The sequence below is a fragment of the Streptomyces sp. NPDC001851 genome, from assembly GCF_040297165.1.
Lineage (GTDB): Bacteria > Actinomycetota > Actinomycetes > Streptomycetales > Streptomycetaceae > Streptomyces.
In genome coordinates this window covers 60,962-74,209 of record NZ_JBEOYR010000020.1, presented here as the reverse complement: position 1 = coordinate 74,209, position 13,248 = coordinate 60,962, and the positions used below count along the sequence as shown (strand labels likewise).

General features: G+C 71.6%; 14 protein-coding genes. 3 read left to right on the top strand and 11 right to left on the bottom strand.

What is annotated here, in order from left to right; genetic code table 11:
- Positions 1-56 precede the first annotated feature (56 nt).
- Positions 57-1,373: an ammonium transporter gene (locus ABT171_RS27490; protein WP_351248308.1), complete on the top strand. Its 1,317-nt coding sequence runs from the start codon at positions 57-59 to the stop codon at positions 1,371-1,373.
- Positions 1,370-1,708 (top strand): P-II family nitrogen regulator, encoded by a 339-nt coding sequence (locus ABT171_RS27485; protein ID WP_351248306.1) that lies wholly within the window; start codon positions 1,370-1,372, stop codon positions 1,706-1,708. The genes ABT171_RS27490 and ABT171_RS27485 overlap by 4 nt, the downstream gene beginning before the upstream one ends.
- On the opposite strand, the gene ABT171_RS27480 is transcribed toward ABT171_RS27485, so the two are convergent.
- From ABT171_RS27480 to ABT171_RS27460, 5 genes are all read right to left on the bottom strand, one after another.
- Positions 1,602-2,612 carry a WxL protein peptidoglycan domain-containing protein gene (locus tag ABT171_RS27480; protein ID WP_351248304.1) on the bottom strand — a complete coding sequence of 337 codons (1,011 nt, stop codon included), beginning with the start codon at positions 2,610-2,612 and terminating at the stop codon, positions 1,602-1,604. The genes ABT171_RS27485 and ABT171_RS27480 overlap by 107 nt on opposite strands.
- Before the next feature lie 69 nt (positions 2,613-2,681).
- Positions 2,682-4,019, bottom strand: coding sequence for a WxL domain-containing protein (locus ABT171_RS27475; RefSeq protein ID WP_351248302.1), 1,338 nt, complete (start codon positions 4,017-4,019; stop codon positions 2,682-2,684).
- A gap of 175 nt (positions 4,020-4,194) precedes the next feature.
- The gene (locus tag ABT171_RS27470) at positions 4,195-4,671 is read right to left on the bottom strand and encodes a hypothetical protein (RefSeq protein ID WP_351248300.1); all 477 of its coding nucleotides are present in this window, start codon (positions 4,669-4,671) and stop codon (positions 4,195-4,197) included.
- 165 nt (positions 4,672-4,836) lie between these two features.
- On the bottom strand, positions 4,837-5,190 hold the full coding sequence (locus ABT171_RS27465; protein WP_351248298.1) for a cytidine deaminase-like protein: 354 nt from the start codon (positions 5,188-5,190) through the stop codon (positions 4,837-4,839).
- A gap of 28 nt (positions 5,191-5,218) precedes the next feature.
- Positions 5,219-6,043: a helix-turn-helix transcriptional regulator gene (locus ABT171_RS27460; protein ID WP_351248467.1), complete on the bottom strand. Its 825-nt coding sequence runs from the start codon at positions 6,041-6,043 to the stop codon at positions 5,219-5,221.
- A 165-nt stretch (positions 6,044-6,208) separates the two neighbouring features.
- Between ABT171_RS27460 and ABT171_RS27455 the strand changes: the two genes are divergently transcribed.
- A complete protein-coding gene (locus tag ABT171_RS27455) occupies positions 6,209-7,645 on the top strand; it encodes an MFS transporter (RefSeq protein WP_351248297.1) in 1,437 nt (478 codons plus the stop codon).
- On the opposite strand, the gene ABT171_RS27450 is transcribed toward ABT171_RS27455, so the two are convergent.
- The 6 genes from ABT171_RS27450 to ABT171_RS27425 form a co-directional block, all read right to left on the bottom strand.
- The gene (locus ABT171_RS27450) at positions 7,630-8,649 is read right to left on the bottom strand and encodes a S66 family peptidase (protein WP_351248295.1); all 1,020 of its coding nucleotides are present in this window, start codon (positions 8,647-8,649) and stop codon (positions 7,630-7,632) included. The genes ABT171_RS27455 and ABT171_RS27450 overlap by 16 nt on opposite strands.
- A gap of 42 nt (positions 8,650-8,691) precedes the next feature.
- Positions 8,692-9,051, bottom strand: coding sequence for an MmcQ/YjbR family DNA-binding protein (locus tag ABT171_RS27445; protein ID WP_351248293.1), 360 nt, complete (start codon positions 9,049-9,051; stop codon positions 8,692-8,694).
- Positions 9,048-10,340: a hemolysin family protein gene (locus tag ABT171_RS27440; RefSeq protein ID WP_351248291.1), complete on the bottom strand. Its 1,293-nt coding sequence runs from the start codon at positions 10,338-10,340 to the stop codon at positions 9,048-9,050. The genes ABT171_RS27445 and ABT171_RS27440 overlap by 4 nt, the downstream gene beginning before the upstream one ends.
- Before the next feature lie 9 nt (positions 10,341-10,349).
- Positions 10,350-10,847: an rRNA maturation RNase YbeY gene (gene ybeY, locus ABT171_RS27435; RefSeq protein ID WP_351248289.1), complete on the bottom strand. Its 498-nt coding sequence runs from the start codon at positions 10,845-10,847 to the stop codon at positions 10,350-10,352.
- Positions 10,848-10,859: 12 nt separating this feature from the next.
- Positions 10,860-11,936 carry a PhoH family protein gene (locus ABT171_RS27430; protein WP_351248287.1) on the bottom strand — a complete coding sequence of 359 codons (1,077 nt, stop codon included), beginning with the start codon at positions 11,934-11,936 and terminating at the stop codon, positions 10,860-10,862.
- Positions 11,937-12,066: 130 nt separating this feature from the next.
- Positions 12,067-13,224 carry a carbohydrate kinase family protein gene (locus tag ABT171_RS27425; RefSeq protein WP_503076814.1) on the bottom strand — a complete coding sequence of 386 codons (1,158 nt, stop codon included), beginning with the start codon at positions 13,222-13,224 and terminating at the stop codon, positions 12,067-12,069.
- Between the last annotated feature and the right edge of the window lie 24 nt (positions 13,225-13,248).

The window sequence follows — 13,248 nt, the reverse complement described above, 5'->3', positions numbered from 1 at the left end:
ACCGGAAACGCACACCGGTGACCCTCTGACGAGCCCCCGCCCCGTTGGAGACGCCCGTGACCCTCGCCGCCGCGCACGTGAACACCGGCGACACCGCCTGGCTGCTCGCCGCGACCGCCCTCGTCCTGCTGATGACCCCGGGCCTGGCCCTGTTCTACGGCGGCATGGTCCGCACGAAGAGCGTCCTCAACATGCTGATGATGAGCTTCGTGTCGATCGCCCTGGTCACGGTGGTCTGGCTGGCGGCCGGCTACTCCCTCGCCTTCGGCGACGACGCGTTCGGCGGGCTCATCGGCGGGTTCCAGCACGCCGGGATGGCGCACCTCGGCCCCGGCAGCGTGCACGGCACCGTCCCCACGCTCCTCTTCGCCACCTTCCAGCTCACCTTCGCGATCATCACGGCCGCCCTGATCAGCGGTGCCGTCGCCGACCGGACCAGGTTCTCGGCGTGGCTGGTCTTCGTCCCCCTCTGGACGCTGCTCGTATACGTTCCCGTCACCCACTGGGTGTGGGGCCCGGGCGGCTGGATCGCGCACGGGCTCGGTGCGCTCGACTTCGCGGGCGGCCTGCCCGTCGAGATCGCCTCCGGCGCCTCCGGCCTCGCCCTGTGCCTGGTCCTCGGCCCCCGGCTCGGCTTCAAGAAGGACGCCATGCGTCCGCACAACCTGCCCATGGTGATCCTCGGCGCCGGCCTGCTCTGGTTCGGCTGGTTCGGCTTCAACGCGGGCTCCGCCCTGGGCGCCAACGGCCTCGCCGCCGCCGCCTTCCTCAACACCCTCGCCGCCGGCTGCACCGGCCTGCTCGGCTGGCTCTTCGTCGAGCAGAAGCGGGACGGCCAGCCGACCACGCTCGGCGCCGCCTCCGGCGCGGTCGCCGGTCTCGTCGCGATCACCCCCTCCTGCGGCACGGTCTCGCTGCTCGGCGCCCTCGTCGTCGGCCTCGCCGCCGGTGTCGTCTGCTCCTACGCGGTGAGCTGGAAGTTCAAGCTGGACTACGACGACTCCCTGGACGTCGTCGGCGTCCACTTGGTCGGCGGTGTCATCGGCACCCTGCTGATCGGCCTGTTCGCCGAGAAGGCGATGACCGGCGGGGTCGAGGGTCTGCTCTACGGCGGAGGGCTCGCCCCGCTCGGCAGGCAGGCGGTCGCCGTCGTCGTCGTGGCCGGGTACGCCTTCGCGGTGACGTACGGCCTCGGCAGACTGCTCGACAAGGCGATGGGCCTGCGCGCGAGCGAGGAGCAGGAGTACACCGGCCTGGACCTTACGGTGCACGCCGAGACGGCATACGATCACGGCGTCCTGGGCCACGGCGCCCCGGTCACCCACTCCGTCCTCACCGGCACCAGCACGCAGAAGGTCGACACCCAGGCATGAAGCTCATCACCGCCATCGTCAAGCCGTACCGGCTGGACGAGGTCAAGACCGCCCTGCAGGAGCTCGGCGTGCACGGTCTGACCGTGACCGAGGCGAGCGGCTACGGCCGGCAGCGCGGCCACACCGAGGTGTACCGGGGCGCGGAGTACCGGGTGGACCTGGTGCCGAAGGCGCGCATCGAGGTCGTGGTGGAGGACGCGGAGGCCGACGCCGTGATCGACGCGATCGTCAGGGCCGCGCAGACGGGGAAGATCGGGGACGGGAAGGTGTGGTCCGTACCCGTGGAGACGGTCGTACGCGTGCGGACCGGCGAACGCGGCCCCGACGCGCTCTGACCAGCAGTACCCCGGTCGCCGCACCCGCGACGAACACCAGCGCGGCGACCAGCCACGGCAGCGCGAGGAAGGAGGCGCTCGCCGACTGCCGGGTACCGGGCGCGCTCGCGGTCAGCGTCACGTCCGCCCGGTCGAGCTGGGGTGCGCCGGACCAGGTCTCGGTGAGCCGGACCCGCTGGCCCGGCAGCAGCTGGGACGGCACCCGGCTCAGCTCGCGGTCGAGCAGCGTACGCCCGAACAGTCCGCGTGCCCTCAGCTCCACCTTCGGGTCGAGGGTGACGTTCCCGGTGTTGCGCAGGGTGTAGGAGACGGTCGCCGTGCTCGCGCCCAGGCCGGGAACGAGGGGCTGGTGGTGGCCGATGTGCAGGTGCCCGACGGAGAGCGCGGGCAGCGTGGGACCGCTGACCCGCAGGTAGACCCGCGCTCCGACGGCCCGCTGCACACCGAGGGCCAGTGAGCCGCTGCCGCGGTCGACCCGCTCGTCCAGGGCCACGATGGCACCCGGGTGGTCACCGGGCTCGGCCCCCTCCGGTACACGCAGCGTGAAGGGCACGGTGACGGTCCTGTGCCCGGGCACGGTGACCCGGGACTTCGCGACCCGCGCCCAGACGCCCACCCCGAGCATGCGTTCCCGCAGCGTACGCACGGCGAAACCGCCGTCCCGGGCGGTGTTGTAGGCGTCGGCCGCGTAGAGGCGGAAGGTGAGCGGCCCGCCGGTCTTGTTCTGGACGGCGACCTTGTCGGTGACGGTCTGACCGGGGTCGGCGGAGAGGTAGAAGTAGGGCCGCGCGGCGATCTTCGAGGCGACCGGGTAGACGGACCAGCTGCCGTTGTCGGCCGCGTGGGCGGGTGTGGCCTGCCATGCCAGCATCAGGCCCAGGAGGAGGACGTACAGCTTGCGCATGGGTGCGGACCCCCACGGACGAGAGACACGAGGAGCAGGGGGAACGGGCGGGTGCGGACGCCCGCACGCTCAGGTGAGCGTCAGGGTGAGTACGCCGGAGTACGCGCCCGGAGCCGTGAACGCCGGTACGTCCAGGGAGAGCCCGGCGTCGACGGTGAACTCGCCGCCGGTGAGCGTGCCGTCGGAGGCCTGTGCCAGGGTCGCTCCCGAGGCGCCCACGGTGCCCGCCGAGCCGGCCTTGCAGGTGCTGGGGCTGCCGGGCTTGGTCGTGCACGCGGGCGTCCAGCTCAGCTTCCCGGCGTCGATCTTGCCGCCGGGACCGGTGAAGCCGGTGACCTTGCCGGTCAGGGACCAGCCCGCGGGCCCGCCGCGGAAGTCCTGGACGGTCACGGTCTGCAGCTTGCCGGTCGAGGCCCCGCCCTTGCCGAAGTCGACCGCCGACAGTGCGACGGAGTCCCCGGCCTGGGACATGGACAGCGTGCCCGCCTTGACGGTGGTGGTCAGCTTCTGACTGCCGGGCGGGACGGGGGTGTTGTCGTTGACGACGTAGGCCGCGGGTCCGGCCCCCTTGTCCGCGCTCCAGGAGCCGCCCTCGTAGGCCACGATCCCGGTCGTCGTCCTGTCGTTGACGACGAGGGAACCGCTGAAGGAACCCTGGGCGTTCGCGGTCACGGTCGCGGTGTCCGCGGTCTGGGTGCTCCCGGACCGCCCGGCCAGGGTGACGGTGGCGCCCGGCGTGAAGTTGCCGCCGGTGACGGTGACGCCGGCGCCCGGGTCACCGGATGCGGAACTCAGCGAGATGGACCGGGTGTTGGCCGGGGTCCCGTCGGTCGCCGTCACGGTCTGGGAGACCGGTGCGGGCGGCTTGGTGACCGTGCACGGGGTGTCCAGCTCCAGGATGTAGCTGGTGTGGATGTTGTAGTCGCCGGGCGAGAGGGTGATCTGCCCGGCCTTGGTGACGGTGAACGTGCCGGTCATGGAGAAGGACGGGAAGGCGGCCTTCCCCGGCACCGGCGGGTTCTTCTTCGGCCCGGCGACGGTCACGTCCCCCGTCTGGGCGCCGCCGAGGGTGACCTTCCCGGTCGGGGTCATGATGTCGGCGGGCAGAGCGAGGTCGGTGGGGTTGCTGGCGGCGGCGGTGACCACCGTGTACGTGACGGTGACGGTGTCGCCGACCTTGGGGGTGGCGTTGTCCACCGACACGTTGGCGGTCGTGGTGCCGTCGATCGGCGGCAGGCCCGCGACGGCGGGCGGGATGCAGTGCGTGGCGAAGTCCACGTTCGTGCCGGCGGCGCCGGCCGGACAGGCCAGCGCGCCGCCCGCGGTGACCGCGAGCGCGGTCGCCCCGAACAGGGACGCCCAGCGCCACCGTCGGGATCTTCGTGGTCTTGGGGGTGTCGAACCCATGGGGCCCCCTCCTGAGGGTTGCGGGCGCAGCGGCTCGTCTGCGCCGACAGGGGGCATTGATGTGGAGCGGGGGTGAGAAGTCAATGGAGATGCCGCAGAAAGCTGACGGATCATCAGTTCTCGTCGGTTTCTGCGGCATCCGGAACAGATCGCTCGGTTCGGTCGGCTCAGGGGATCAGTCGAAGACGAACGGGCCGGGCGACTGCTTGGCGGTCGCCGTACAGGTGATGGTGATCCCGAAGACCGTCATCTTCAGGGAGCCGCCGTAGGCTTCCAGGCTGTCACCGGAGGCCACGGTGCCGCTGAGGGGGCCGACGGTGACGGTGGAACCGGCCGCCATGGCCGGGTTCTTCCTACCGCTGAAGACGCTGGTGCCGCCGCTGCCCTTCACGAGCGTGAGGGTGGACGAGACCGAGTCCTGGGACACCGCGACGGGCACGGTGATCGCGGAGGAGGTGATCGTGATGGTGGCCGAGGTGCCGCTCTGGGTGGCCGTGAGCGTGGCCGCACCGCCGCCGTAGATGCCGCAGTTCGCGTTGATGGTCGCCGACTGCGGGCTGACGGCGGCCGCGGTGGGCGCGAAGGCCAGCCCGGTGACCGCGAGGGCCCCGGCGGCCAGCGCCGCACCCGTTGCCGTGCGCTTGCGTCTCATGGGGATCCGCTTCCCTTCCCTGTGGGGGGTGCCATGTGGGGGGCGCCGACGGGCGGGTGCGGATCTGACGACCCGTCGGGTGTACGGCTTCATTGATGCGCGAGGGCCGGAACCCAACAAGGTTGAATTCCAGCCGACCTTTCGTTCGGCCGGTACTCCGGTACGTCAGCCGGCGGAAACGGTAACCCGCACCACCCCGTCGGGCCCGGCCAGCAGCACCGGCGTCCCCGCACCCCCGAGATCGGCGACCGCGGCCAGGTCCTCGCCCGGCACCGACTCCGCCTCACTCACGACCGCCGCCGCCTCCAACGACGTGGCCCCGGAAGCCACCGCCATGGCGACAGCGGTCCGCAGCGCGCTCAGCGTCAGCGAGGGCAGCGAAACCGCCCCGGCGACGTACGTGCGCCCGGTCTCGTCCCGTACGGCCGCCCCCTCCGGCACACCGTTGCGCGCCCGCACGGAACGGGCCAGGGTGACGATCTTGCGGTCCTCGGGGTCCAGCGCGTTGCTCTCGGTCATGCCCAGAGCATACGAAGCCCGGACCCGCTCACCCGGCCACGGGGTACATCGCGCCCCGCCGGCCCTCCGGAGAGGCCAGCCACTCCAGCTTCGCCGCGGTGTTCGCCTCGTCCAGCGGAGTGTGCAGCACGATCATCAGATCGGGCCGGACCGGCACCTTCATCACCGTCGACTCCACGACCAGCAGGCCCACCAGGGGATGCTCCAGCTCCTTGCGGATCTGCCCCTGGTCCTCGATGTCCCGCTCGGCCCACATCGCCCGGAACTCGGCGCTGGCCTCGCTCACCTCGGCGAGCACCGCCTGGAACCCCTCGTCGTCCGGCCGCGCCGCACACGCCGCCCGGAACTGCGCCACGACCGTACGGGCGTTCCGCTCCCAGCTGTGGCTGCGCGACCGGTACAGCGGGTCGACGAAGAAGTCGATGAGGCAGTTCTGGGTGATGTCCGGCCGCATGCCGAGCACGATCGCGGCCGCGTCGTTGTACATCACGCAGTTGTAGTACAGGTCCATGATGTGCGCCGGATACGGCATCCAGGTGTCGATCAGCCGGCGCAGTCCGTCGCAGTGCGCCCGCTTCTGCTCGGGCGCGACTTCGGGTGCCGGCGGGTTCATCCCGGCCAGCAGGTACAGGTGCCGGCGCTCGGCGTCGCTCAGCCGCAGCACCCGCGCCACCGCGTCGAGCACCGAGGGCGAGACGGAGATCTCCCGCCCCTGCTCCAGCCACTGGTACCAGGAGGCGCCCACTCCGGCGAGCACGGCGACCTCCTCGCGACGCAGCCCCGGCGTACGGCGCCGGCCGCCCCCGCCCGGCAGTCCGGCCTCCTCGGGACTGACCCGGGCCCGCCGGCTCATCAGGAACTCCCGCAGCTCGTCGCGCCGATGACTCCTCGTCGCCCCCGCAGCCGGCACGTACCGCTCCTCCCCCGTCGTGTCCCACGCCCGTCGTGTCTGGTGGTGCCACCACCACCATAAGTTCCGACTCCCCACCCGTATTCCGTTCGCCCGAAGCTCTTTGCCATGGCGATCGACACCACCACCCAGCCCACCCCCACCACGGGCACACCGCTCGACACTCCCCGGCCGCCCCGGTTGTCGACGCGTGACAAGCTCGTCCTGTTCGTCCTGTGCGCGGCCCAGTTCATGGTCGCGCTGGACTTCTCCGTCCTGAACGTGGCCCTGCCGGAACTCGGCTCCGACCTCCACATGAGCCGCTCGGCACTGCAGTGGGCGGTCACCGCGTTCGCGCTGCCCTCCGGCGGCTTCCTGCTCCTCTTCGGCCGCATCGGCGACCTGTACGGCCGCCGCAAGCTGTTCCTGACCGGCCTGGCCCTGTTCGGCGCGGCCTCCCTGCTGGCGACCCTGGCCTGGGACCCGGCGTCCTTCCTCGCCGGACGCGCGCTGCAGGGCCTCGGCGCCGCGGCCATCGTCCCGACCGCCATGTCCCTGCTGACCACCACCTTCCCCGAGGGCCCGGCACGCGACCGCGCCCTCGGTATCGCCGGCACGGTGATGTCGCTGGGCTACACGGTCGGCATGGTCGCGGGCGGGATGCTGACCGACGCGCTCGGCTGGCGTTCCACGATGGCCCTGCTCACCGTGTCCGCGCTGATCGTGCTGCCGCTGGCGCCGAGCCTGCTGCCGGAGTCGCGCACCCCGGACCGCCCGCGTCTGGACGTACCCGGCGCGGTCACCGTCACCACCGGCCTGCTGTCCCTGATCTACGCCCTCTCCACGGCCGCCGACCACGGCTTCGCCCGCCCGGACGTCATCACCACCCTGATCGCCGGCCTCCTCCTGCTGGCCGCGTTCACGGTCGTCGAGTCCCGTACGGCCGCCCCGCTCGTCTCGCTGCCCATGCTGCGCCGCCGCACGGTGGCCTGGGGCAACGTGGGCGGTCTGGTCACCTTCTCGATGATGTCGACGGTGATCTTCGTCCTGACCCTGTACCTGCAGGAGATCCTGCACCTGTCGGCGTTCGAGACGGGCCTGGTCTTCGGTGTCCAGGGCGTCCTGTCGGCCGTCGCCGGCACGCTCGCCCCGAAGGTGATCGGCCGCTTCGGCGCCCGCCGCACCCTGGTCGGCTCGCTGACCGGCCAGGGCGCGCTGGTCGCGGCCCTGCTCCTGCTGAACGCCCACACCTGGTCGGTCTGGCTCGCCACCGCGGCCGTGTCCCTGGCCAGCATGTGCCACCTGGGCGCGATCATCTCCTACGGCCTCACCGTCACCTCCGGTGTGCCGGACGAGGAGCAGGGCCTGGCGACCGGTCTGGTGACCTCCACGCAGCAGGTCGGCATCACGGTCGGCATCCCGCTGCTGGGTGTGCTGGCCACCACCTCCGGCGACCTGATGAGCGGCGTCCACACGGTCCTCGCCCTGGACGCGGCGATCGTCCTGGCCACCGCCGTCCTGGCCGGCCTGGGCCTGCGCCGGGGCCGGCGTCAGTCCAGGGTCTGAACGATCACGCTCCGCGCGGCCGTGTGCACCACACGGCCGCGCGCGCCGTTGACCAGGGGAAGGCAGGGCGCGACATGCCCGCACTCGACGTCGGCGACGATCGGCACGCCCAGCGGCCCCAGCGCGTCGAGGACGGCCTCGTCCTGGGTGAGGGTGGCACTGTCGGGGGCGTGGGTACGGCCGACGAGGACGGCGGCCGCGCGGTCGAAGAAACCAGCGAGACGCATGCCGTGCAGGTGGCGGCAGATGGTGAACGCGTTGTCCTCGCAGGCCTCGACGTAGACGAGCAGCGGCTCGTCCCCGGCGAACCGCGTCAGGTCCAGGTACGGGGTGCCAGCGAGGTGGGCGACGGTCTCGACGCAGCCGCCGATCAGCCGGCCCTCGACGTCCACGTCACCGTCGCCGTCGAGCCTCGTCCAGGTGCCCTCGGCGTCGAGGGTGAGGTCGCGGATCCCGGGGTGCCCGACCCAGTCGTCGTAGCGAGCGGACCGGTACCGGCCGGGCGGCGTCTGGGCGAACGGCTGCCCCTGCGGCGCGGCCACGATGTCCAGCCAGGACAGCACCCCTTCCGGCGTCCGGTAGGGCGTGTCCATGAGGTTGTTCCCGTGGACGGTGGCGACTCCCGTCAGCAGGGTCAGCGGGGTGATGACCGTCGACATGTCCGAGTACCCGACGACCCAGGTCGGCTCGGCGCGCCGGATCGCCTCGAAGTCGAGCAGCGGCAGCAGATCGATGGCGGTCTCCCCGCCCCACGGCGGCACGACGGCCCGTATCTCCGGATCAGTGAGCATCCCGGTCAGCTCGGCCGCGCGCTCGGCGGCCGGCGCGCTGAGGTGGGTCGAGCCGTCCATGCACCGGCCGACAACCACCTCGTAGCCACGTTCCTCGAGGTCCCGTACCGCCAGGTCGAGGCGGGCGCGCAGCTTGTCGGCCACCCCGCTGGACGGGGACGTCACACCTATTCGGTCACCGGGGCGCAGAGGGCGCGGATATCGCATGGTCATGCCCCTGATTCGACAGCAGGCCCGCGCCTGCGGGCAACGCGATTACGGCCGGTCCAGCCGCAGCCGCTCCGCCCTCGGCAGCCCCGCGACGACGAGGTCGTACGAGTCCTCGATCAGCTCCTTCACCAGCCGCTCGGGGAGTGCGCCGTCGACCGTCACGGTGTTCCAGTGCCGCTTGTTCATGTGGTAGCCGGGGACGATCAGCCCCTCGTGCTCCGCGCGCAGCCGCACCGCGTCCTCCGGGTCGCACTTGAGGTTGACCGTCAGGGGCCGCGCGCCCAGCTCGGCCAGGGCGAACATCTTGCCCAGCACCTTGAAGACCGACGTCTCGGGGTTGAACGGGAAGTCCTCCACGGCCGCGTTGAAGGACAGGCAGAAGGCGCGCAGTTCCCCGGGGCTCACTCGGGCTCCTCCTCGTCCTTCCCGGCGGGCTCGACCAGAACGGTCACGATCTTGTTCCGGCGGCCGGCCGCGGCCTCCGCGGTCAGCCTCAGCCGGCGCTCGTCGGGCAGTTCCACCTCGGCGGACGCCCCCGCGATGGGGACCCGGCCGAGGGCCTTGGCGAGCAGTCCGCCGACGGTCTCCACGTCCTCGTCGTCGTACTCCTCCAGACCGTACAGCTCGCCGAGGTCGGTGATGTCCAGGCGGGCGGTGACCCGGAAGCGGTTGTCGCCGAGGTCCTCGACCGGCGGGAGCTCCCGGTCGTACTCGTCGGTGATCTCGCCGACGATCTCCTCCAGGATGTCCTCGATGGTGACGATGCCGGCGGTGCCGCCGTACTCGTCGATGACGACGGCGACGTGGTTGCGTTCCTTCTGCATCTCGCGCAGCAGGTCACCGGCGTTCTTGGTGTCGGGCACGAACACGGCGGGCCGCATGGCGGTCGAGACCAGGTCGCTCTCCGCGTCCCGGCTGATGTGCGTCTTGCGGACCAGGTCCTTCAGGTACACGATCCCGACGATGTCGTCCTCGCTCTCGCCGGTGACCGGGATCCGGGAGAAACCGGAGCGCAGCGCGAGGGTGAGGGCCTGCCGGATGGTCTTGAAGCGCTCGATGGTGACCAGGTCGGTGCGCGGCACCATGACCTCGCGGACGAGCGTGTCCCCCAGCTCGAAGACCGAGTGCACCATCCGGCGCTCGTCGTCCTCGATCAGCGACTCCTGCTCGGCGAGGTCGACCAGCGCACGCAGCTCCGCCTCGGAGGCGAAGGGACCGCGCCGGAAGCCCTTGCCGGGTGTGAGCGCGTTGCCGATGAGGATCAGCAGGGACGGGATCGGGCCCATGATCCTGGCGAGCGGCAGCAGCACGTACGCGGACACCGTCGCCGTGTTCAGCGGGTGCTGGCGGCCGATGGTGCGCGGCGACACACCCACGGCGACGTACGACACCAGCACCATCACCCCGATGGCGACCAGCAGCGCCTGCCAGGTGGCGGTGAACTCCTCCAGGCAGGCGTACGTCACCAGGGCCGCGGCCGCCATCTCGCAGCCGACGCGGACCAGCAGGGCCACGTTCAGATAGCGGGTGGGGTCGGCGGCGACCTGGGCCAGCTTGGCGCTGCCGCGCCGCCCGGACTTGACGGCCTCCTCGGCGCGGAAGCTGGAGACCCGGGCGAGGCCCGCCTCCGCGCAGGCGGCGAGCCAGGCGACGACGACCAGCGCGATCGCGCCGACCACGATCTGCGGAGACATGCGGCCCGCTTACGAGACGGTCGGCGCCGGGGACGGCCCGGTCAGCCCCCGCTCGGCCCGCCAGCCGTCCACGATGGCCGCCTGCAGCCCGAACATCTCGGCCTTCTCGTCGGGCTCCTCGTGGTCGTACCCGAGCAGGTGCAGCACGCCATGGACGGTGAGCAGCTGCAGCTCCTCGTCCATGGAGTGCTGGGTCGGCGCTTCCTCGCCCTGCTTCTTGGCGACCTCGGGGCAGAGCACGATGTCACCGAGCAGCCCCTGCGGCGGCTCGTCGTCGTCCTTGGACGGCGGCCGCAGCTCGTCCATCGGGAACGACATGACATCGGTCGGCCCCGGCAGATCCATCCACTGGATGTGGAGCTGCTCCATGGCGTCGGCGTCCACGACGATCACCGAGAGCTCGGAGAGCGGGTGGATGCGCATCCGCGCGAGCGCGTAGCGGGCGATGTCGAGGATCGCCTGCTCGTCGACCTCGGTGCCGGACTCGTTGTTGACGTCGATCGACATGGTCGTGCTGGTCTACTTCCCCTTGTGTCCGGCCTTGCCCCGGCCCTGCACCTTGTGCGCGCCGTTCTGGGTGCCGTGCTTGTCGTCGTACTTCTCGTACGCGTCGACGATACGGCCCACCAGCTTGTGCCGTACGACATCGTGGGACGACAGCCGGGAGAAGTGGACGTCCTCGACGCCCTCCAGGATCTCCTGCACCTGCCGCAGACCGCTCTTGGTGCCGTCCGGGAGGTCGACCTGGGTCACGTCACCCGTGATCACGATCTTCGAGTCGAAGCCGAGGCGGGTGAGGAACATCTTCATCTGCTCGGGGCTCGTGTTCTGGGCCTCGTCCAGGATGATGAAGGCGTCGTTGAGCGTGCGGCCACGCATGTAGGCGAGCGGCGCGACCTCGATGGTCCCGGCGGCCATGAGCCGTGGAATGGAGTCCGGGTCGAGCATGTCGTGCAGCGCGTCGTACAGCGGGCGCAGGTACGGGTCGATCTTCTCGTAGAGCGTGCCGGGCAGGAAGCCGAGCCGCTCACCGGCCTCCACGGCGGGGCGGGTGAGGATGATCCGGTTGACCTGCTTGGACTGCAGGGCCTGTACGGCCTTGGCCATGGCCAGGTAGGTCTTGCCGGTACCGGCCGGCCCGATGCCGAAGACGATCGTGTGCTTGTCGATCGCGTCGACGTACCGCTTCTGGTTGAGGGTCTTCGGGCGGATGGTGCGCCCGCGCGAGGACAGGATGTTCTGCGTGAGCACCTGCGCCGGGGTCTCCGGCCCGTCGCTCGTCCCGTTCTCGCTCGCCTTGAGCATGGCGATCGAGCGTTCCACTGCGTCCTCCGTCATCGGCTGCCCGGTGCGGAGCACCAGCATCATCTCGTCGAACACGCGCGAAATGAGGGCGACGTCGACGGGGTCGCCAACCGCGCTGATCTCATTGCCCCGGACATGTATGTCGGCCGCCGGGAAGGCCCTCTCGATCACGCGCAGGAGGGAGTCGCCGGAACCCAGCACGGTCACCATGGGGTGCTGGGCGGGGACGGTGAACTGCGCTCTCGCCTGCTCCTGCGCGGGGGTGGTGTGAGCTGTGGGTGTCTGTGTCATGGGCCGGCGCTGAAGGCCTGCGCTTCCTCCTTGTCACGGCCGCGCCGCTGAGGGCGGCCTCGCGCTTCCAGGGTACGACGGTGCACAGACAAGCCCGTAGGGCTTTTTGCCGGGAAGCCGCCCCGGGCGCTCAGCCGGACCGGCGGAACCCGATGGTCGGCACGGCACGGCGCAGCGGCCAGGGCCGGTCCAGCACCTCCGGCACCAGCCCGTCGAGAAACCGGTACCGCTCCAGGGCCGTCGGCTCCTGACCCGGCAGGGACTGCACCCGCCGCCACCACGCGCCGATCTCCGACCACCCCGGCGCGGACAGGGACCCGCCGAACTCCTGCACCGACAAGGCCGCCGTGAGCCCGGCGAACGCCAGCCGGTCCGCCAGCGGCCACCCCGCCAGCGACCCCGTCACGAACCCGGCGACGAAGACGTCCCCCGCCCCCGTCGGATCCAGCGCCTCCACGGCGATCGCCGGCACCTCCGCCGCCTCCCCCGTCCGCCGGTCCACCGCGTACGCCCCCTCCGACCCGAGCGTCACGACGGCCACCGGCACGTACGCGGTCAGGGCATGCGCGGCGAGCCGCGGGCAGTCGGTCCCCGTGTACCGCTTCGCCTCCTCCGCGTTCGGCAGGAACGCCTCGCAGTGCTCCAGGTCGGCGAGCCCGGCCATGTCCCACGCCCCGGTCTCGTCCCAGCCGACGTCGGCGAAGATCCGGGTGCCCTTCCGTGCGGCCTGCGCGATCCACGGCGCCCGCGTACCGGGCGTCAGCGAGGCGACGGCCGCACGCGCGCGGGGCGGGCGCGCCGGGGCCCCCTCCGCGCCGAACACGGCCTCGGGCGGCGGCTCGTGTCCGTGGGACACCATCGTCCGCTCACCCTCGTACGCCATGGACACCGTCACCGGCGAGTGCCAGCCGGGCACGGTCCGGGATGCCGTCAGATCGATGCCCTCACCCTGTTCGAGCGCGTCCCAGCAGTACTCGCCGTAGTGGTCGTCCCCGAAGGCCGCGGCCAGGGAGGTCCGCAGTCCGAGCCGGGCCAGGGCCGTGGCCATGTTGGCGACCCCGCCGGGGCTGGAACCCATGCCCCGGGCCCAGGACTCGGTGCCGCGCACGGGCGCCGAGTCCAGGCCGGTGAAGATGATGTCGAGGAAGACCGTGCCCGTCAGGTACACGTCCCAGGGCGGGTCACCGGGCGCGCGCAGCGCGGCGAGCGGGTCGATCTGGGACCGACAGCGCGCGGCCTGGGTGAGGTGTTCCGGTTCCTCTCCGGTGAGAGTGTGCGACGGGGTCACGGTGCGCTCCCTGGCGTGGTGCGG

What these genes read in the sequence shown, in the direction of transcription:
- ABT171_RS27485 (WP_351248306.1), top strand. Translation starts at nt 1,370, where the DNA reads ATGAAGCTCATCACCGCCATCGTCAAGCCGTACCGGCTGGACGAGGTC.
- ABT171_RS27460 (WP_351248467.1), bottom strand. Translation starts at nt 6,043, where the DNA reads ATGAGCCGGCGGGCCCGGGTCAGTCCCGAGGAGGCCGGACTGCCGGGC.
- ABT171_RS27480 (WP_351248304.1), bottom strand. Translation starts at nt 2,612, where the DNA reads ATGCGCAAGCTGTACGTCCTCCTCCTGGGCCTGATGCTGGCATGGCAG.
- ABT171_RS27455 (WP_351248297.1), top strand. Translation starts at nt 6,209, where the DNA reads ATGGCGATCGACACCACCACCCAGCCCACCCCCACCACGGGCACACCG.
- ABT171_RS27475 (WP_351248302.1), bottom strand. Translation starts at nt 4,019, where the DNA reads ATGGGTTCGACACCCCCAAGACCACGAAGATCCCGACGGTGGCGCTGG.
- ABT171_RS27430 (WP_351248287.1), bottom strand. Translation starts at nt 11,936, where the DNA reads ATGACACAGACACCCACAGCTCACACCACCCCCGCGCAGGAGCAGGCG.
- ABT171_RS27470 (WP_351248300.1), bottom strand. Translation starts at nt 4,671, where the DNA reads ATGAGACGCAAGCGCACGGCAACGGGTGCGGCGCTGGCCGCCGGGGCC.
- ABT171_RS27465 (WP_351248298.1), bottom strand. Translation starts at nt 5,190, where the DNA reads ATGACCGAGAGCAACGCGCTGGACCCCGAGGACCGCAAGATCGTCACC.
- ABT171_RS27450 (WP_351248295.1), bottom strand. Translation starts at nt 8,649, where the DNA reads ATGACCATGCGATATCCGCGCCCTCTGCGCCCCGGTGACCGAATAGGT.
- ABT171_RS27440 (WP_351248291.1), bottom strand. Translation starts at nt 10,340, where the DNA reads ATGTCTCCGCAGATCGTGGTCGGCGCGATCGCGCTGGTCGTCGTCGCC.
- ybeY (WP_351248289.1), bottom strand. Translation starts at nt 10,847, where the DNA reads ATGTCGATCGACGTCAACAACGAGTCCGGCACCGAGGTCGACGAGCAG.